General features: G+C 68.3%; 15 protein-coding genes. 2 read left to right on the top strand and 13 right to left on the bottom strand.

What is annotated here, in order from left to right; all coding sequences use genetic code 11:
• Positions 1-723: 723 nt before the first annotated feature.
• Both ACSNN8_RS13910 and ACSNN8_RS13905 read left to right on the top strand, forming a co-directional pair.
• On the top strand, positions 724-1,023 hold the full coding sequence (locus ACSNN8_RS13910) for a hypothetical protein (protein ID WP_436649588.1): 300 nt from the start codon (positions 724-726) through the stop codon (positions 1,021-1,023).
• Entirely contained in the window at positions 1,023-2,801 is a 1,779-nt protein-coding gene (locus ACSNN8_RS13905; protein WP_436649587.1) for a hypothetical protein, read from the top strand. Before ACSNN8_RS13910 ends, ACSNN8_RS13905 begins: the two co-directional genes overlap by 1 nt.
• Before the next feature lie 242 nt (positions 2,802-3,043).
• Here ACSNN8_RS13905 and ACSNN8_RS13900 read toward each other — a convergent pair whose 3' ends face one another.
• The 13 genes from ACSNN8_RS13900 to ACSNN8_RS13840 all read right to left on the bottom strand — a co-directional run bounded on the left by ACSNN8_RS13900 (position 3,044) and on the right by ACSNN8_RS13840 (position 19,676).
• Positions 3,044-4,072 (bottom strand): hypothetical protein, encoded by a 1,029-nt coding sequence (locus ACSNN8_RS13900; protein WP_436650717.1) that lies wholly within the window; start codon positions 4,070-4,072, stop codon positions 3,044-3,046.
• Positions 4,073-4,193: 121 nt separating this feature from the next.
• Positions 4,194-4,568: a histone-like nucleoid-structuring protein Lsr2 gene (locus ACSNN8_RS13895; RefSeq protein WP_436649586.1), complete on the bottom strand. Its 375-nt coding sequence runs from the start codon at positions 4,566-4,568 to the stop codon at positions 4,194-4,196.
• 302 nt (positions 4,569-4,870) lie between these two features.
• A complete protein-coding gene (locus tag ACSNN8_RS13890; protein ID WP_436649585.1) occupies positions 4,871-6,472 on the bottom strand; it encodes a hypothetical protein in 1,602 nt (533 codons plus the stop codon).
• A 274-nt stretch (positions 6,473-6,746) separates the two neighbouring features.
• Positions 6,747-7,274, bottom strand: a complete 528-nt coding sequence (locus tag ACSNN8_RS13885; RefSeq protein WP_436649584.1) for a hypothetical protein — start codon at positions 7,272-7,274, stop codon at positions 6,747-6,749.
• An 89-nt stretch (positions 7,275-7,363) separates the two neighbouring features.
• Positions 7,364-8,188, bottom strand: coding sequence for a hypothetical protein (locus ACSNN8_RS13880; protein ID WP_436649583.1), 825 nt, complete (start codon positions 8,186-8,188; stop codon positions 7,364-7,366).
• A gap of 455 nt (positions 8,189-8,643) precedes the next feature.
• A complete protein-coding gene (locus tag ACSNN8_RS13875; protein WP_436650716.1) occupies positions 8,644-9,522 on the bottom strand; it encodes a replication-relaxation family protein in 879 nt (292 codons plus the stop codon).
• Positions 9,523-9,876: 354 nt separating this feature from the next.
• Positions 9,877-12,366 (bottom strand): type IV secretory system conjugative DNA transfer family protein, encoded by a 2,490-nt coding sequence (locus ACSNN8_RS13870; protein WP_436650715.1) that lies wholly within the window; start codon positions 12,364-12,366, stop codon positions 9,877-9,879.
• 20 nt (positions 12,367-12,386) lie between these two features.
• On the bottom strand, positions 12,387-14,192 hold the full coding sequence (locus ACSNN8_RS13865; RefSeq protein ID WP_436650714.1) for a VirB4 family type IV secretion system protein: 1,806 nt from the start codon (positions 14,190-14,192) through the stop codon (positions 12,387-12,389).
• A 2-nt stretch (positions 14,193-14,194) separates the two neighbouring features.
• Positions 14,195-15,109, bottom strand: coding sequence for a PrgI family protein (locus ACSNN8_RS13860; RefSeq protein ID WP_436650713.1), 915 nt, complete (start codon positions 15,107-15,109; stop codon positions 14,195-14,197).
• A 35-nt stretch (positions 15,110-15,144) separates the two neighbouring features.
• The gene (locus ACSNN8_RS13855; protein ID WP_436650712.1) at positions 15,145-16,044 is read right to left on the bottom strand and encodes a hypothetical protein; all 900 of its coding nucleotides are present in this window, start codon (positions 16,042-16,044) and stop codon (positions 15,145-15,147) included.
• Positions 16,045-16,070: 26 nt separating this feature from the next.
• Positions 16,071-16,478, bottom strand: coding sequence for a pilin (locus tag ACSNN8_RS13850; protein WP_436649582.1), 408 nt, complete (start codon positions 16,476-16,478; stop codon positions 16,071-16,073).
• A 698-nt stretch (positions 16,479-17,176) separates the two neighbouring features.
• On the bottom strand, positions 17,177-17,770 hold the full coding sequence (locus tag ACSNN8_RS13845) for a hypothetical protein (RefSeq protein WP_436649581.1): 594 nt from the start codon (positions 17,768-17,770) through the stop codon (positions 17,177-17,179).
• 805 nt (positions 17,771-18,575) lie between these two features.
• Entirely contained in the window at positions 18,576-19,676 is a 1,101-nt protein-coding gene (locus ACSNN8_RS13840) for a hypothetical protein (RefSeq protein WP_436649580.1), read from the bottom strand.
• Positions 19,677-19,926: the final 250 nt, after the last annotated feature.

Here is a 19,926-nt window from a genome sequence, read left to right as displayed (position 1 = left end):
CCGGGCGTCGCGGCGGTGCGCGGCCGAACGAAGAGCGTGAGAAAGTGGCACATTGCTGCACGGTGAAGGCGCGCACCGGGGGCCGTGCCGGCCGGTCGGGATTCGCCCCGGCACCGCTGCGACGCGCACTACGCCACTGACCCAGCGGCGACGCCCCGCCGGAGTTCCCAGCGCTGGGTGTACGGCAACGGCGAGCGTTCTGAGGTAGTGCAGGTTTTGGAACTACGAAGTGGGGCGGGCTCCGCTCATCGTCTGAGCTCGGCCCCAAGCCGCGCAGCCACAGGATGTGCCGCGTTGGACAGCCGCACGACGACAACAGGCACGGGCGCGCGGCATCTGCGGGCTGCGAGAGGCAACGCCGACGACGCAATGGCCGCTCGCCGGCCACCGCACAGTATTTGTTCGCAACGACGAGACCTGTTCGTTGCTTTTTTGATCATGGCGGCATTCAAGGAGCTTCGGCCTAGCCGTCCTGTGAATGTCGGCACCAATCCCACCTACCACCGACACGGTTGCCACCGAAACCCTGTGAGTTGTACGACGTCCGGTACTGAGCCCGGCCGCCTACTGCCCGCGCGCAAGGTCCGTGCGGCAGAACTCAGCTTTCTTACACTCAAGAAGGCAAAGGACCGACGGCGGCCTATCGCCTGCCCGAGATAGTCGATGCCGGACAGGCGGTGTGTCTTCTAGCGAGCACCCCCTCCCGTGACGGAGGATGTGTATGTGGACGCTGCTGAACTTACCCTCGACGACCTCTACCTCCAGCTAGGTTCCGAACTCAGTATCGACGGATTCGGCGGCGAGGATCGCCGGTTATTAAAGGCTCGGGCACAGACCTGGTTGTCCGCCAACAATAACCGCCTCAAAGAGATCGTGTGCCCACGAAGCAAGGAGTTCGCCGAAACCGCAGTGGACGTGTCCGCCCTCGCCGACGCCATCAGCGTCTTAGTCGGTAAGCCAGCCTGCTTCACGGTCGCCGCGATTATTGTGAAGTTCGGTCTCAAAAACTTCTGTGCGCCCTGATGCTGATAAATTCCTGCAGCGAGGGCAGTATCTTCATAGCGGAATCTGCTAACTGGACTGCGCCCGAGGAAAGCTTGTTTCGCGCCGGTTCTGATGTCAACTGGATGGAAGCGCTTGGCCATGCGGGTGAAGTGAACTGGCATAAGGCTGTTCATCTCGCGGCCGCAATGATGGCGCGTATGCCGCCGGGCCATGACATGCGCAGGCTGAGCGTCTCCGATGTGCACTTGTCCGTGACCGAAATCGATGACTCCAATTGGCATGCAAGCGCCATGCAGATCCACAACGGGTGCTACTTCGTGGCGTGCTCGAGTGGGATGAATGCGGCTCTGGAAATCCTAGCCCGGATGTTCGTCCTGCTTAACGAGAGATGGCTGGATGACGAGGTCAGGGAATACGTTAACCGGTATCTCCATGCGACCATTGGAGGCATTCGCACCGGACACGGCTGGAGAAACTATTACGATGTACGCTTACCGATCGTGCTAAATCGACAGGCGCACAAATTCGCTGAAATTGCGCGCCTGTTCGTCGTGTTACATGAGATGAAACACATCGCAATCCGCGAGTCCCTTGATGCTAGCGCGCGGCATATGGAAGAGGCGGAGATCGAGAATCTCTGCGACCAGGCGGCCTTGGAGGTGCTGCTAAACCAGTGCCAGCAACTGCTAGTTACTCCGGATGAGGTAGCAGCGGCGATTGAGATGTTGACCGTCACTCAGGCTGTCATCGGCGAGGCGCACTGGTGGAGCAATCCCCAGTCCCTGACCGCCGCGGGTGACCGCCGATACGCGCTGGCGCAGTCGTTCGACCAGTTCTGCACACCGACTGACGTGCCTCGTAGGTTCCTCTATCTGGGAACGGTCAAGTTACATTTCCCGTCTTCGTTGCCCGCGGCCCTGCCGATCTCCTACTTGAACCGTACGCACCCCACGGTGCATTCACTACCGCTCAGCCGAGCGCTTGAAAGTTCACCGGTTTTTCTCCTCCGTTGTGACGCCGAACTCTGGGCGAAAGAAGGCCGCTCCTTCATCGACGGCATGGAGGCTATCGACGGCTATCTGATCGGCGATTCGGCAACCCTTTATGTGGACTTGGCCGTTCGGTGGCTCGACTCAGCGGCACTCCTCCAAGTGGCGCGCTATATCCGGCGCACGCCGCTGTCGGCGGCCGGCCGCGAGGATGCGCGCCCTGGAGGCTATGACTACCTTGTTACACGATTGGAAAAGTCCGGGAAGGATGTCGATCCCCTCGCTGCGGTTGTTGCTGGACAGCTCATTTTCTTCGAACACGTACTTCCAATCGTGCATGCGCTACGACTGAGCGCGGCGCAGGAAAGATTCGGGCTGGAGGCACGAGCCTTGCACGGGGTCGTCGAAAACCGCTTCGGCGAGGGTACCGGATTTACGGTGCTTGCATTGCTGAGAGCCTATTACGACTGGCAGTACGAAACGCTACCGATTGACGAAAGGATGGTTGAGCAACTGTGTCGCATCATGAATATCGAACGGTTCTGGGAGCGCGGCGGGCTTGCTGGGCCCGAGTCCGATCAAACCTTCTATCAAGAACGTGCTCATTTCCGGCGTTTTACCGAGGAACGCGGGCTTTCGACTACTGCTTTTGCCGAGGAATGGCTGGTTGATTTCGATGCACGAACCTTCGCTGAAGCCTACCCAGATCGAGTCACTCGGTCGTGGGTTGAGCCGAAGTTCGTCCGCTCCACAGCACCCGAATGGGAATTTGACGACCATACGTTGGAACCCAAGGAGTGCCGGTAGCGGTCTAGGTGGCGCTCGCCTCGTGAACCCATCTGGGTGCGGTGCCGATGTGCACCGCGAGCAGATCGGCGGGGAGTTCGGCTGCGATTCGGAGCATGACGGTACTAGCAGGAATACCGGGTCGTTCATCGACCGCATTCGACACGGTGAGGTCTCTTCGCGGACATAGTTCCCGCTGGCGACAGCTTAGCCGGCCATTGGCCAACGGTTCGAACTCATCATCAGACGAAATTGTTTCGACGCTAATATATCGAGATGTGCACGTGGTTGGTGTGCCAGCCACTGGGGTCGTCGCCGCCGAACGGGTTGCTGTAGGCGCGCCAGCGGCGGCTTTCGTCGATCCAGATCTGGCGGAACCAGATGACGTATCGGATGCCCAGCGCGTCGGCGTTCGCGACCGCCCAGGCCGCCAGAAGATCACCCATTGCCTGTTGGCTTCCGGTGGCTTCGCCGCCGGCGGTCATCATCCAGTCGCAGGCGCGACCTTGGGGGTGTTCACCGTGGTCATCGACGCGGAAGCACGCGGGTTGCGGGAGGCCTGCGGCATCGGCTTGCACAACGAGATGCAGCGTGCGCGGAGTCAGGCACCCCGCTCCGGTGGTGGGATCCGGCCGGATGGAGCATCGCTCGTCCGGCCATGAGCCGTCGGCGTTGCGCGACGCGGGGGCGGCCATGCTGATGTTGGAGCAGGCGATCGCGGTACCGGTGACCGCGCCGACGAGCTGGGAAGCTTGAGGCTCCCATTTCGCGTAGGCGTCGGGGAAGGCGCTGATTTGCACGGCCTGCGCTGCCCGGTTCAATGGCATGCTGCGCCAGCCGGGGACGGCCAGGAGCTTGGTGTAGAACGTGGTCGCCGCGTACCGCGGATCGTGTAACTGTGCGGGCGTGCCCCACCCCTGGCTGGGGCGTTGCTGGAACAACCCGACCGAGTCTCGGTCACCGCCGGGCAGATTGTTCAGCGAGGACTCCTGCATGGCGGTGGCCACGGCGATCACCCAGCCGCGTGCCGGTACCTGCAGCTGCTGGCCGACTGCGACGATGACCGCCGCGTTCGCGACCTGTTCGGCATTCCATGCTCGGATCGGCTTGGGCGCCGTACTCGTGACACCGTTCGGCGCGGCGCCGGTGCTGGTTAGAGGTGCATAGACGGTAGATAGGCAGCTTGCCGAGGACGCGTTGCCGCCGCCGAGCATGGTGGCCACGAGTCCGGAGCAGCTCAGCAGGACGACGGTGACCGTGACTGCGATCCCGGCGACGGCGCGAGAGATCATCGCGATCACCTGCGGCTCGGTGCGCCGCTGCGTGACCGCCTACGGTCTGGCTGCTCGCCTGTCGTTCCCTGGGGCCACCTCGTGGCCGATTCTCGTGGTCTGCCGTCCATGAGGTGGCGGCTCATAGTGAGAGCACGTCGGCGGTGACGCCGCCGTGCTGGCTCGCGGCTCGGAAGGCGACCTTTACCTGGCTTGGTACTGCGCCGCGCGCTTTGTAGGGCGGCAGGTCGAGGTCGGCCCGATGGTCGTGCCACCACTGCCGGATGACGCGGGCTTGCGCGCCGACCGTGTTGCGGCGGGTCTTGCCGTTCGGGGCCTTCGGTAGCCGCCGGCCGGCCGCGATGAAGGGACGCAACGCCAGGCGCAGCCGCTCGAGATTGTGGTCGGCCAGATCGATCTCGTATTCGGTTCCTTCGAGGGCGAACCGGTAGGTGCCGACGCTCTCGATGCTTTGGTCGAGGTCGTCGACGACGAAGCGTTGCACACGGATTACCACGGTTTTCTCCTTCGACGGGGATCGTTGATAAGACGGGTTGGGGTGGTGGCGTCGATCCAGCGGTCGGCGTCGGCCGGTCGAGGCGGATGCCTGTGTTGAGGGGCTGGTTCCAAGGCCTTGGACGGGCGAGGTGGTCGCCGGGTAGCGACCACCTCGCCGAAGCCGGCCGCCGAGCGCTCGTCGCTTCGGCGGATGTGGTCAGCGGATTGAGCCGTTGCACATACCGGCCGTCGTAGGTCGTCTGGCTACGCGTCGTCCGTCCTCGGGGGCGCCTCGGCGGGGCTTCTGCGGTTGGGTGTCGCTCAGGCTGGGCTGGCCGGCGGCAGGGTGGCCGCAAGAGCGGCGGTCTTGCTGCCGAGCCGGAACATCGCGGCAGCGTTGCCGGGCTGTTCGGCGACGCCCTCGTCGATCTCCTGCTGGCTGAATGGCAGCCTCGCGTGGGGACCGACCCGGAACGCCAGCCGGTCGAAGTACTTCCGCGCGACGACGCCGGCGCCGGCGACCGCGTACGGATCTGTGCTGCTGACGCCGCCCAGGCCCTGGATGGACGGTTCCGTGGTGCCGGTGCAGAGCACAGCCAAGTCGTAGCCGCGGCCGTCGATGAGCGCCATGCCGGGCAGGTCTACGACCCGTGCCCGGCGCTGCAGGACGGTGAGTCGCCGGAGACCAAAGCGGTCCTCGCGTAGGTGGCGGCCGATTGCCTGGTAGCGGCCGCGGATGTTGCGCTGCCAACCCTCGCAGCTGGTCGGCAACTGCTGGGCGTACCAGTCGATGCGGTCCACGCGGTCGAGCGCGGCCGCTGCCATGAGGGGTTCCGGAGCGATGCCCAGCAGCGATTCGACCGCGCACTTGCCGGAGTCCCCGCCGCCGACGACGGCGACCCTGCGCAGGTCACGCAGCGGCCAGATCCGGGCCATGCGTTGCATGAACTGGCCGAACGTGACGATGGTGCTGCCGTTGGCGAGGCTCTCCCCGCTGGGGTCGCCCAGTCCTCGGGCGTCGATGACGCGCCGGGCAGACAGCTCCCGGCGGCCGTCGATGGTCAGTTGCATGCTGTTGCCGTTGTACTCGCCGACGGCGGTGACCGTGGCGTCGGGCACCACGTCGGCGTACTGGGCCAGGGTCAGCCGGATGACGAAGGCCATGTCGGTGTTCGTCTGGTATTCGGCGGTGGACAGGTTCGCCGCTTGGATCGGGGCGCCCGGCAGATAGTTGAGGCTGGCGCCCAAGTCGCCGGCAAGGCCGGGGCCGCCCGGGCGGTTGCGGGAGTTGAGGTAGAACACCGGCCGGTTGGTAACGGCGAAGATGCCACCGACGCGCGAATCGCGTTCGAGCACGAGCGGTCGGGGGTGGCCGGCGCGGACGCGGGTGGCGGCGTATACGGCGGCGTGGTAGCCGCTGCCGATGATGACGTCACGGTCGTCGCCTGCGGCGGTAAGCGTGTCTTGTTGCCGCTGTTCGTCTGACCAGTAGGTGTCGAGCATCCGGTCGGCGAGCTCGCGGCCGGCAGGGTCGAGTGCGATCCCGGTCAGCTGCGCGGCCAGCGGGTGCGCGAAGTCGGCGGCGCGCTCGGTCGTCATCCGCATGCCTGCGGAGGCGGCCGGGGTCGTGGCCACGGTGGTCAGCAGGTTCGCGATCGTGGCGGAGGGTTCGAACATGACAGGGTTCCCTTTCTTGATCGCCCCGGCGCCTGCCAGGCCATGCACGTGTCCCGGAAAGCCCGGGATCAGCAGGTGGCCAGGCGTGGTCCCGGGAGCGTGGGTGAACAGGTGTGATGTCGTGCGGGCCGGAAGGTGGTGCAGGTGTGCCGGCGGTGCAGCCGCTGGGCAGGCTGAGCGCAGGGCTGCTCGCTGGTGGAAGAGGTAAAGGTCGGCCGTGTCGCTTGGCCGAAGCGTGACCAGCACCCCGCCCGGGGCGCCGGGCGAGACTTCACCGGCTGGCACTTCGCTGCTGCGGCTGGGGCAGGAGCTTTGCGGGGCTCGTCGGGACCTTGGTTCGTTGGCTCGGTAGGTCTGCCGTGCATCGGTGCTAGTTGTGTCGTGATGCGCGTGCCGTGGCGTCTTCTAGCCCGGCGTCGCTGATTGCCAGGGGTCAGGCCGTGACCGGCGTGTTGTCGCTACCGCTGGTGATCTCGGGTGGCGTCGGGTCCGGTGCGCGCCGTGGGTGTGTGAGGGTGGGTCAGCCGCTGGTGCGCATGGTGCGCGCGAGCGTCATCAGGACGGCGAGGGTGCTGTCGGTGCCTGCTGACGACGCTGCGGGCAGGACCGCCACGGAGTGCCCTGGTTCGCCGAGCACGTGGGTGAACAGGTAGGCCCGGTCGTCGATGTCGACGGCGTCGATCTGGCGGACGGTGACGGGGCCTTCCTCGTCGTGAACTGTCTCGGTGTACAGGTAGATCCAGGCCAGGAACCGGATGCCGGTGACTCGGGCCAGCTGGTGCTCGACGCCGGCTTGGCGCATGTCGTCGTGCGCGTGGCGCAGCGCGGCGACCGGGCCGTCCGGGTGGCTCCAGATCCTTTGCGGGACGGGGACGGGATTGAGCCTGACCTGGCGGGCGGTCGGGTCGGGGTGCCCCGGGACCGTGCTCTCCTGCACGACCGCCAGCATGCTTTCGCCAGGCTCGCTCTTGGTTTGTTGCACGTAGTCGTTGAGGCCGATCAGACATCGAGTGATCGCCGCGACCTGGATGCCACTGAGCATGTGCATCTCCAATCTGTTCTCGTCCGAAGGGGTTGGGGTCGCCCCGGCGAGGTGCGGGCGCGAGGTGAGGCGGGTGAGGGGTGTACGCGTCGCCTTCAGGCCGTGGCGGTAGCTACCGGACCGGTTCGGTGGGAGTTCTGCAGGGAGACCGCGACGAGCCGCTGGCTGGTGTTGTCGATGCCGGCGAGGTAGCGGACGGCTTGCTCGAGGTAGGTGACCCGGTCGGCGAAGGCGTCGCTGGCGGGGACCAGGTGGGCGCCTTCGGCGGTCAGCAGCGCGTCGCCGCAGACCGCGGTCATGGCGCTGTAGTGCTGGTAGGCCGCGGCTCCGGCTTGCAGCATCTCCAGCTTGTCGATCGCCAGCGGCACACCGGCGCCCGCTGCGTTGTGGGCGCGCATGGCGCTCACGCGGGCCTGGCGCCAGAAGTCGGTGCCGGCCTGCTCGTAGCTGTACGTGCCCGGCTCCTGCAGGTGCCGGGTGTGGAAGACGATCCACGGCTGTGCGGGGCGGGTGCCCTGCACGGCTTGCTGCCAGAGGTGGTGGCGGATGCCCGCTGCGACGCCGGCGGCGTGGCGCAGGCCGATCAGGTCGAGCAGCCGGGCCGGTCCGCCTGCGCAGTAGTCCGGCTGGTTACGCGCGGGCTTGACCCGGCCGATCAGGCGGCGCAGCTGCCACAGGTACAGATGTGGTTTGGCCCAGTACCGCGGCTGCAGGGTGCAGGAGTCCCCGAAGTGCCGGGCGAGCTGGTGAGCGGTCAGCGGATCACGTGACACCGCGTCGGGCAGGCACACGATCATCGTTGTGATGGTCGGGGCCGGGTGGATGACCGGCGGTTGCCCGCCTGCGGCGGACTTGGTGGCAGCTGGGGCCTTCGGGTGGGGCAGCTGCTGGCCGTTGCGGGCCGCTGTGGGAGCGGTCATGAGTTCTCTCCTCAAGGGTGCGGGCGCGGTAAGGGCGCGCGAAGGTGACCGGCCCACGGGGTGCATGAGACCGGCTGAAGCGGGTGAGGGTTTGAGCGAGTTGCTGTGGTGCGGTGCGACCTTTCGGGGCCGCCGCGCGGTGCGGGTACCGACCGGCCTTCAAGAGGGCGGTGGGTACGGGCACCGGTGAGGTGCGGCGAGTTCCCGGAGGCGGGACCGGACCGGGTGGAGCGATATATGAGGAAGGGTGGTGCCGGAAACGGTAAGGGCAGGGTCTGTCACGACCGGCTGCCGTCATGATCGTCGGAACGTGCTCTGGCCTGCGCTGTCGGACTCCCAGTGGTGCCGTCTGAGCCGCTGTGCGGCTGCTGCCAGAGGCTGCCGGTCTGACAGCGGCCTTGTCGTTGTCCACGACCGCTGTGGCCGGTCTCTTGCGCGGCTTAAGTCCTTCGCCGCTACGCGGAGGCCGTCCCGTCGGCGTAGCGGTGCGGGTTGGTGGCCGGGTTGTCGGGGCCGTGCTCCGAGGGCAGTTCGTGCAGACAGCGGCGCCGGGCCGGGTCGTGGGTGAGGGTCCAGGCGGGGCCGGCGGGGTGGCCGTCGTGGACGCCGGTGGCGACGGGCATTGCCAGGCGACTGCCGGCGAGGGCGTCGAGCAGGTGCTGCTCGCGGCGGCGTCCGGGTACGCGCAGCAGGACCGGGTAGCGGGGGCCGCCGCCGATCACCAGGCGGGTGTACGCCTCGAGCTTGAGTACGACGGTGCCGAGTTTCTCGGTGCCGTTGTCGTGCTCGAGGAAGAAGCCGACCTGCCGGCCGCGGGCCTGCCAGATGCCATGTCCGTCGGGGCGGATGCCGGGGCCGTCGGTGGCTGCGGTGGGCACGGCTCCGTACACGGCGATGGCGTGCTGTTCGGACCACCAGCGGGCCAGCCGGGCGGTCGGGTCGGTGCGTGTGCAGGCGTAGAGGTCGATGAACAGCTGGTTGGTGCCGAGCAGGTGGCCGAGTTTGCGGCTGCCGATGATGCGTTCGGTGCGTTCCACGGTGGTACGCGGTTGTCGGCTGTCGGTGCGCAGCGGGTCGTTGTACTGCGTCGGGTAGAGCACGGCGCCGAGCGGGCCGAGAGTGTAGAGGTACTGCTTGCTGCCGGTGGTGACGTCGGCGAACCGGGTCACGGCCTGCAGCGAGGCCAGGACGGCCAGGCGCAGCCGGGCGGCGCGCAGTGACGGGAACAGGGCTGCGGCGATCTGGCCGGTGGACAGCACGTAGTGCTCGGCGAGCCAACCCAGCAGCAGATGATCGCGGTCGGTGAGCCGGCCGAGCCGGTCCAGGCGCGCCAGGCGAGCCGACGACCGCACCGAGCCACCAGAGGTGGTGCGGGGGGAAGTGCGGGAGCGGGACGACCGATCCGGGTGACGGGAGGTGGACACGACGGCTGCTCCTTAGGCGGAAGAGGTTGTCCCTCCGTGGGAGGGGTGTCGCAGTTCGCTCGAGCGATGGAGACGGCCGGTCCAGCGGCGAGTGCTGCACGAACGGCCCAGACATGCCCGGGTTCGGTCGAACCGGCAAGCGTGCCGTGGTGAAGGGCGAGGGAAGCCGACACGGAAGGGGCCTCAGGGTAGGCCGCCGACCAGGACTGACAGACTTTTCGAGCTGTCACCAGCCGCTTACGGGCGTGAGTCGTCTGGGTGCGGTCAGGGTTTCGGCTTCTCGCTGTTTGTGCCGCGCTGCGGGCGGCCGTCGTCGGGCCGGGCCGAGTACTTGTCGACCAGTTCGTCGATGGCGCTGGTGTCCTGGGCGGGCACCCGCGCTGCGGCGGCTTGCCGGATCGCGGTCGCCTGCCCGACGACCGGCTTCGGCGGCCGGGTCTTGAAGGTGAACGCCGGTGTTTGCCGGCCGCCCACGACCAGGCGGGCAACCGCGGTGTAGGCGTCCAAGTGGGCCAGATCGTGCTCGTCGAGCTCCGGCATGGTGTGCCGGGCCAGGATCCGGGCGTCCTCGGGCGCCACCGAGAAGTAGATCTTGTTGCGGGCGTTCGCGGAGGCTGCGGCGAGCAGGTCCTTGGGGAACTGGGCCAAGTCTTGGTGAGCCAGGACCATGGACAGCCGGTATTTGCGGGCCTCGGCCAGCATGGTGTCCAGCGACGAAGACAAGGTGAGGAAGTTCTGCGCCTCGTCGATGATCAACGTGGCGTCGCGGCGGCGGTCCGGGTCCACGCTGGCGCGGGCGGTGGCGGCCTGCCACACCTGCGCCAGGATCAGGCTGCCGAGCAGTTTGCTGGTGTCCTCCCCCAGCTGGCCTTTCGGGATCCGCACCAGCAGCGCCCCGCCGTCGAGAACCTTGCTCATGTCGAAGCTGGACTTCGGGTAGCGCATGGTGCGTTTGACGAAATCGCGCAGCAGGAAGGCGCGCAGACGGGCCAGGACGGGGCCGATGACCTGCGAGCGCAGCGCCGGGTTGAGCATGTCGTACCACTGCCAGAACCCGGACAGGCCGGCCGGGTCCTGCAGGCCGGCGGTCATGCTGGACCGGAACTGCGCGGAGTTGAGCAGCGGCGGGATGTGTTGCAGCGTGACGTTGGCGTGCCGCAGCAGTGTCAGGCAGGCGACGCGCATGACGTCGTCCATCCGCGGCCCCCACGCCTTGGCGAAGATGTTGCCGAAGATCGACACGATGTTGTCGACGACCAGGTCCGGGTCGTCACCCTCGAGCGGGTTGATGGTGGGCGGGTTGGGCTGGTCGGGGTCGAACAGCACCACCCGGCCGGCGACGCTGGCGGGAAGCCGGTCGAGGATGTCCAGCACGAGGTCGCCGTGCGGGTCGATCACCACGGTGCCCCGGCCGGCGATGATGTCGTCGATGGCCATGTTGACCAGCAGGGTGGTCTTTCCGGAGCCGGTGGAGCCGACCACGTGCGTCTGGTAGCGGGCGTCCGGGACCGCGAGCGCGACCGGGTGCCCGCCGACCTCGGCGTCACCGATCACCTTGACGCCGCGCCCGCCGGTGGGGATCGCCACCGGCGCGGGCATCGCCTTGGCCCGCGCCCGGTCCAGGCCGGGCACGGCCAGGTCGCGGGGCAGCGCCGCCAGCACAGCCATTTCGGGGGTGCAGGCGAGGAACCCGGCACCCAAGCGGCGGGCGGCCGCGACGGCGACCGGCTGGCCCATGCGGGTGCGGTGGGCGAGCCGGTTGCGGCCGGCGTAGACCGCGTAGGCGGAGGCGATCGTGTCGGCGATGCCGCGCAGCCGGTCCTGCGCATGGGTGCCGCCGCGCTGGTTGTCCTTGGCTACGACGTACCGGATACCGATTGTCCACAGGCTGTGGACAGTCTTGTCGAGGATCGCCCGGACGTCGCGTTCCACGCCCGGATCGCGCCGGGCCGCCGTCGTGCTGCTTCTGGTGGGTGTGCTGCGGCCAGGCAGGACCATGTCCAGCAGCCACAGCAGCGGCGCTGCCGGGTTGAGGGCGGGCAGGACGGTGTTGCCGTCGCGCAGCCGGGCGGCGGCGCGGCGCGCGCGGGCCGCCCGCCGCGTTGAGGCGGGACGGGCCAGGACCTGGACGCAGGCGTACTCGTCGTTCTTGAGTTGCGAGCCGGCCACCATCAACGCGCGCAGGGGGTCGTTGTCGTGGTCGATGCGCAACGGCAGCCATTCCGCGGCCTGCAGGGTGAGGTGCCCGCCGGTCGCCTGCGGCACGCCGAGCGGGATCGGCGGTCCGGCCTGGCTGGTGGTGCAGGCTGCGCCGGGCCAGGCGGCGCGGATCGCGGCCTCGACTGCGCCTTGCGGGACGGTGCCGGGTACCCATACCGAGATGAGCAGGTGCCGGCCGGTCCAGGTGTACTGCCATACGACGTGCGGGCTGCCGTAGAGCCACCGCCGGCGGGTGGAGGGGGTGAGGGTGCCGTGCAGGTTCGCCCACAACGCCGCTGCCGAGGCCGCATCAACCTCCGGTGGCGGCGCCACCGTGACCAGGCGTGCGCCCTGGGCGTGGCGGCGGTGCCGCCACCCGGCGAGCAGGTTCTGCCCGGCGACGTAGGCCAGGAGCAGCCCAGCGGCGACGGCGACCAGCCAGGGCCGCTGCCACGCCCAGGCGCCGGCGTCGAGAATCCACTGCGCGGGCGCGCTCGGCGGCGCAACGACATCGGCGCCCGGTCCCGCAGGACCAGGCGCCGCCGTAGATAACACCAGCAGGACGGAAGGTGGGCTCACAGGTCGGCCTCCTGGTTCCATCGGTCGGCGAGGCCGGCGAGGTCAGACGGCTTCGTGGTCGCCAGAACGTGTTCGGTGTTCGAGGCGATCGTCTCGAACCCGGTCCGGTTGCTGCCGGAGATCAACAGGCCGTGACCGACCTGGGCGGACAGCAGCATGCGCCGCTCGCCGCCGGTCAGCCCGAACGCCTGCGCCACCTGGTCGATGGCCTGCGGCGCCTGTTTGAGCAGGACCTGCGTGGCGGCGTTGGCGACCACGGCCTGCCCGACATCCGTGCTCAGCACATCGGCGACGTCCTGGGTGACTACCGACAGTCCGGCGTTGCGCTTGCGGCCGGCCTTCGACATTTTGAACAGGAACCGGGCGCCTTCGCCGTCGCGCATCAGCAGCCACGCCTCGTCGACCACCACCAGGCGGCGCACGCCGAGCCCCGCAGGACCGGGGGCGTCCACGCTGCGCCAGATTGCGTCCAGCGCGAGCAGCGTGCCGACGGTGCGCAGTTCGTCGGGCAGTTGCCGCAACGACCAGACCACCAGGTGCCCGTCGGGGCGGGTGGTGCTCGGCCCGTTGAAAAGGCCGGCGAAGGAGCCTGCCACCCACGGGGTGAGTCGGGCGGCGAGCTGCGCGGCGGCCGGGTCGGTGCCGGCGGCGAGGACCGCGACGAGGTCGGCCAGCAGCGGGGCCGGTCGGTGATGGGTGGCCGGGTCGGCGGTGATCCCGGCCTGCCGGTACACGGCCAGGATGGCCCGGTCCAGGGCGGCCCGTTCGGCCGGCGGCGGCACCTCGGCCAGCAGCACCGCGACCAGGGTGTGCAGGAACAGCCCGCGGCGGGTGAGCACGTCCGGCCGGGTGTCCCTGACGGGCAGATCAAGCGGGTTGATCTTCACGGCGGGGGCGCCGAGCTGGACGATGGTGCCGCCGACCGCGTCGGCCAGGCGCAGGTATTCGTCTTCGGGGTCGACGACGGCGACCTGGACGCCCTGGTACAGCTGGCGCAGCACGTCGAGCTTGACGAAGAAGCTTTTCCCGGCGCCGGAGCGGGCCAGGACGATCGAGTTGTAGTTTTCCTGCGCCCATCGGTCCCACCAGACGATGCCTTGCGAGTCCGGGTTGATGCCGTAGAGCACCCCGCCGCCGGTGGCGGGGTCGCCGGGCAGCGGCGCCGGCAGATCAGCCGACGCAAGCGGGAACGCCGCCGCGAGGGCCTGGGTGTCCATGGTCCGGCGCATCTGCAGGCTGTCGGTCGCCAGGGGCAGGGTGGTGGTCCAGCCGGGCAGGTGCCGCCACGTCGCGGGTTGCACCTCGATCAACGTGGACGCGGCGGCGGCCTTCACCTGGGCGCACGCCTCGAGTAGCTCGGCTTCGGTGCGGGCGTGCACCGTCAGGTACAGCCCGACGCGGAACAGCTTGGACACCCCGCGGGCGAGGCGTTCGGCGAGGTCGGCGGCGTCGTCGGCGGCGGCCTCGACGTACGGGTCGGCCAGCTTGCCTTTTGCTGCGTCGGCACGCCGCGACGACTCGAACCGGGCCCGCTGGGTGCGCAGCCGAGATGCTGCTGTCGGGGCGGGAATCGGGTCGATGTGCAGGGCCATGTCGAGCCGGCCGGGCCAGGACAGCAGCGGCTCGAGCCAGGCCGGGCCGACTTCGGCCGGGTAGCCGGTGACCACCAGCGTGGCGGCGTACCCGTCGCCGACGCGCACGAAGCGCGGGGTGACCTCGACGGAGGCCGGCGCGGTGATAGCCGCCAACGGCGAGACCGGGCTGTCCGGCTGCGGTCGCGCTCGGCGGGTACGGGTCCATATGCTCACGATCTTCTCCTCGATACGGCCGGTGTAGGGCCGGTGATGACGGTGTCGGGGGCGGCCAGCCCGCCCGGGCGCGGCGGCCGGTACGGGTCCGCCGCCGCCGCCAGGGCGGCGGTCGCGGCGTGACCGTCCAGCGCGCGGGTGGTGACGCCCAGCCCGGACAGTGCCCGCACGGCGCCGTCGGCGCGGCGGCGTGCGGCGTGCTCGCCGCGCTCCCCCGCGCTGGTGCGGGTGACGATCAGGACCTGCCGGCGCAGCGGGTCCCGGCGCTGCCCGAGGTCATCCAGGAAGCGGGCGTGATCGGCGGCCGCCGCGGCGAGCGCCGGGTGCGGCATCGCCTCAGCGGCCGCCGAAAGGGTGCGGGCGTGGGAGTGCAGGTCGACTGGCTGTGCCGAGACGACGATCTGCGTCGCCGTGGACAAGGAGTTGAGCCACCGGCCGAACGTGTCGACCAGGGCGGTCTGCTCGTCGGCGGTGCGCAGCGCCAGGTTGACGCTGGTGCAGGCGACCATCGCCGCCCGGGCGCCCTCGAGGGTGATCTCGCCGTCGTCGGTGATCGCCTCGGCGGGCAGCGTCAGCGGCGCCGGCAGCATCACCCTCGACGCCGGTGCCTGCACCCAGCCCGGAACCTTCGCGGTGGGGTCAGTGGTCGACAACGCCCGCGGGGCGCGGGAGTGCCGGAACGCCGCGAGCAGCCATACATCCATCGTCAGGCCGTCCCGGCGCCCGGCCGCGAGCCCGAACACCAGGCCGCCGAGCACGACGGCGGCGCCGAGCAGCACCGGCACCGGCAGTACGTGCTGCAGGGCTCGCCAGGCGCCGTAGCCGCAGACCGCGGCGACGGCGAGGATCGCCAACTGACGGAACGTGAGCCCGTAGGCGACTTTGTCGGGGACATCGACATCGGCGGGCATCCGAGCCCGCACGACCTCGGCATCGCGCGGCTCGTTCATCGCATCACCCTGGCGATGCCGGGCAGCGCCCGGCTCAGCTGCTGCACGACGACGACCCGCACGACCATGCCGAGAAAGTTGCTGCTGCGGGCGCCCTGGCTGGTGTAGCGGTGCACCAGGCCGGGAACCTTGACGCACGTCCACAGCAGGACCATGACGACGAACAGATTGAGCACGCTGCCCGGCTCCACCGGCAAGCCCAGCAGGGGCAGCATGACCGCCGGATCCAAGAGCACCCATTGGGCTGCGTACAGCATGAAGCCCTGCAGGATCGGCACCGCGAGCACGCCCGCGAACGATCGCCACCACAACCGGGCAACCGAATCGGTCTGCGGCAGCGCGTGACAGGCCAGGGCGATCGGGGCGCCCGCGGTCAGCACCAGCGCGATCGCGAACCGGACGATCGCCGAGCAGAAGGTGGCGGCCATCAGAAACAAGATGATCGCCACGCAGGTCAGAAACAGCAGCCCACCCTGCTGGCCTGCGGTGACGATCTGGGTGCGCATCGCTTGCAACGCGCCGTCCTGGTCGAGGTTGGGTTCCGTCAAAGCGGTGGTCAGCGCGTTGGCCACATCGATCATCTGACCGGCGATCAGCTGCGAGAAGTGGGCGGTGATGAACCCGACGACACAGCGCGGGATCAGGTCTTTGACCATGTAGCGGGACTGCTCGTCGCCGCGGTTGGTCATGCTCAGCACCCCGGCGGCGAGGAACGCCAGCACAAACATCGTGTCGACGACCCAGACCGCGCGTCCGGTCAGCGCCTGCACCTGCGGCAGGGTGGTCACATTCGGGGTGATCAGCAAAACGTCGGTGATCACGCCGAGCATGGTGTTGAGGCTGTCCAGCAACAGCCCGGCAAACCACTCGAGTACTTGATCGAGCAGCACGCCGATGGACGGCAACGGAAAGGGGTACACGGTCAGCCCCCGACGATGCCGCGTACGACCTGCAGCAGAACTGGGGCGAGCACCGCCAGGCCATAGCCTGCCAGCGCGTTCTTCAGCGCGCCTTTAGCCTTGTCGACCTGAGCCGGGTCACCGCCGGCAGTCGCCCAGTACACCCCGGCCAGGACCAGGAACAGCGTGGCGACGGCGGCAAGGATCCCCATGACCCAGGCCTGCAGGTTGGCGACAACCTGCGGCAGGGAGTTCGCAGCCAGCACCACGAAGCCGGGGTCAGCGTGCGCGGCGGCCGGCGTAAGCACAATCAGGACAGCCGTGGTGCCCGGCGTCGCGGCCAGCCAGATTCGGCGGGCCGCCGTACGGCTCAAGAACAGCAAGCGGAACAAGGTTTGGGCACGCGGACGTGCCCGCTCGATGCGGGACATGACGGGGTTCACCTCCCGCCGCGCACCGCGCTGTGCAGCGCGATGCGCGGCGATACTCGAAACAGCGGATAAGAGATCGCCGCCGGACGCGAACGAGGACTAAGGATCATGTCGATGCGGGTCATGCGGGTATGCGCCTCGGGAGGAGCTCGTCCTCCCATCCGGGTTCGGCGTTCGATGTGGTGTCAGCGCATCAAAGGGCGCGGCACCCGAGGCACCCGTGCTGGCGTCGACCCCTCCGGGTCTGGCGGCGAGCGGATATTGCCGGCTTGTGCGCCCTCTTCAGGCGTCTCAGCGGTTCCGCATCCTCACAACGGCGGTTGTTGGCTGTGGCGAACACCTGCCTGTCTGACGTCGCTCCGACAGCCGGAGCCTGCGCGACGTGGGTAGGACCGCTGGCCGGCCACAATTGACGCAGCCGCCGTCGCCGGCCGGGCGCTACCAGCCGTGTGTGCCGGGCGGGGGCATGGTCTGTTCAGGAGTTTGGGCGCCAGATGATCGCGACTTTCGGCACCACCGAGATCTCAACTATTTCGATGTTCGCGAGTTGGACCCCACCCCGACCGAGACCCCGCTAAGGCGTCGCCGGTCGGCCTCATCGTTGACGCACGGTGACGAGTGACTTAGACATGGCACGCCTGTCGGCGGCAGATCCGGGGGATGCTAACGACCTGGGATAATCATCCACCACGATCCGGTCACGGCGCAGCAGGTCGCCAGCGAGTCGCCTTCGCCTCGGGACCGCTAAATCCCTTGACGTAAATCCCGTACGGATCGTAGTCGTTGACATCCATCAGAACATCGAACCCCATCGCGGCCGACACGTCCGCAAGGGCTTCCATCATCGCCTCATTGACGGCGGCGTCGAACCTGACAATCGGATCGTTCAGGTATAGGGCTTGCGCCTCACGAGCCGACGTGGGCTTGGGAAGGGCAAGCCGGTAGGCCATCACCCGGTTCGACGATTCCCAGCGGATCCACAGGACGCTGCTGCGCGGCTCGACCACGACCGTCTCCGGATCGACCACTAAGCCGACAGCTTTCTCCCACAATCCGATCACCGTGGGTTTGAAGCCCGCCTTGGCCAGGGCGGCACGCATGGTCTCCGTCAGAGCGATCAAGTCGTCGGCGTGGCGCGGGCCGTCACCCGGGAACTGCTCTTCCTCGACTTCTTCCGCCACGGCCAAGGTGAGCACTTCATCACCGGGGCGACCGACAACGACGAGGTTTGAACCGCTGGCATCGACTCCGAAGCCAGCGGCCGACAGAATGTCGGCAAGCGCACGCCGCATCCGCCGTTCAACCGCATTCGCCGCCTCTGGCGCAGCGCTGGCCAGCTCACGTGTAACCGTCCATCTGACCAGGCACGATCCCGCTGAGTTGGTCGCACCCGACTCTTCCCCAAGGTCAAGGACGACTCCTGTCCCGTCGTCCGCGCTGACTCTTGCCTCAGCCTGCATCCGTGATTCCCCGCCGGCTACATGCGGCTCGAATCCAGCCATGCCGAGGACCGCACGGATGTGCCCTGCCAAGGCCTCCGACTCGACACTTCCATGTTGCGCAGCGCTCATCGTCTCGTCGCCCCTCTGATCGGCAGCGAATCCTAGACGAGTAACTCCAACCGAACTGCGGCGACGTTAGGTCCTGCACAACCCTGACGACACCATGGTCATCTCGCTGGGTATCCGCTCATCGCCTAGATCCGCGCACCCGCGCTCCGAGTGGCCCCATGATCGTATGCACGCAGCGTAAGCGGGCTCCGAAGGAACCGCCGGCGCCACGCGCCGGTCAAGATCCACGAGTGGGGCCGGTTCTTACGAACATTGCGGCGACCCGGTGCCGGCAGAGTGGTGCCGAAAGTCGCGAACATCTGGCGCCCAAACTCGGGTCTGGCGCGAGCAGCGTGATTGACAGATCCGAAAAGCCACCCACCCTTCATTTCAACCGGAGTCATGGCGAATCGGCCGTCTACGTAAGTCGCCGGCAAGGCGGCGAGTCGCTGCTATGGGCGCCGGGGATCGGACCGTTGGCGGGGGACTTCGTCGTCGATGTGGACGCTGGTGCGCCGTGCCGCACCACCGGCCGCCCGGATGTGGGTCAGCGCGCAGCGACGATGCTGTGCATGACCGGCAGAGGCAGGCGGGGATTGGCGGCCGCGCCCTCAGTGGTCGAGTGGTCCTCGAACAGCTCGAGCACCCGGGCCACCGGTAGCCTGCGGTCGCGGGCCATCTCGGTGCGTACCGCAGGGTCGGGATCGTGGCTGAGCCGTTCGATGACTTCCGGTGGGGTTGCGGGGTCTCTCGTGACCAGCGCGCGAAGTCGGGGGAAAGGGTCTTCGGCGAGGCGCGCAAACGGGTATCCCGCGAGCGCGGGATGGTCGGGCAGCCAGGAATGGGTGATGGCAAGGTTGCGCGCATAGACCCAGAGCACGGTCTCGGGCGGGGCCGCCTTCTGGCTCTCGACCAGCAGCAGTCGCACATCCTCGTCGTCGTCCGCGGCGAGCGCCGCCATCAGCTCCGGGCTCAGATGGGGGTTGAGGGCGACGCTGCGGCGCAGTCCCGCGTGCGCCGACGTGACGCACCGGCGCTGCTCGCTCGGATCTTGCGTCTCGCGCGCCCACCGCACCAGCGGAACCCGGTCGGACGAGTGCACCTGGTAGTCGATCCTCGCCCGTTGCTGCTCGGTCAGCTCCGGGCGCATGGACACCGCCAGGCGCACCGCGTTCGCGGGATCGCCGGCCAGCTGTTCGACGAGGTCGGCGGGCAACCTCGGATCGGCGGCCGCCTCGGCCCGCGTCGACTCGCTGGGGTGACCGGCGAGCCGTTCGGCCTCCGCCCGGGACAGCGGCGGCAGCGCGTCGGGCTGCGGGTCGGGTTCGCTCAGCCGGAAATGGTGCAGCACCGGCGCGGGCACTCTCGGATCATCGGCGACGTAGTAGCGGTAGGCGGGATACCGTTCGAACAGCCGCTCGTACGCCCACAACGGCAACGGCATGCCGTGCTCGATGAGCTCGTGCAGCACCTTGCGGTCCGGATCCTCGACCAGCCGGCCGCGCCGTTCGGGATCCAGACGTACCGAGACGGCCAGTGCCTTGCGGACTTCCACGTCGGGGTGCGAGATCAGCACCTCGAACTGCTCCGGGGTCCATCCCTCGCGCTGGGTCAGACACCACAGCACTCGCCGCTGGGCCCCGGTCACGAGTTGCCGCAGCATCGTGGCGGGAACAGCCGGATTGCGAGCCAGGCCTTCCCGCCGAGCCTGGACGACACTGTCTTCAGCGGACAGGGCTCCTCCTCTTCTCGACCGGCGAGCCGTCAGCCTAGAACGAGAAAGTCACCACTCAACACGGCCGGACAACCGAGTGATCTTTTCCGATGTACCGGATAGGCTGAAGATAGTGATCCCGCTCTGCCGAACATGTTTGGCATCACGCAAAGAGCGCCAGAGC

It is taken from the genome of Actinoplanes sp. URMC 104, from assembly GCF_051386375.1.
In the GTDB taxonomy this organism is placed as follows: domain Bacteria; phylum Actinomycetota; class Actinomycetes; order Mycobacteriales; family Micromonosporaceae; genus Actinoplanes.
This window is presented reverse-complemented; position numbering and strand designations above follow the sequence as displayed.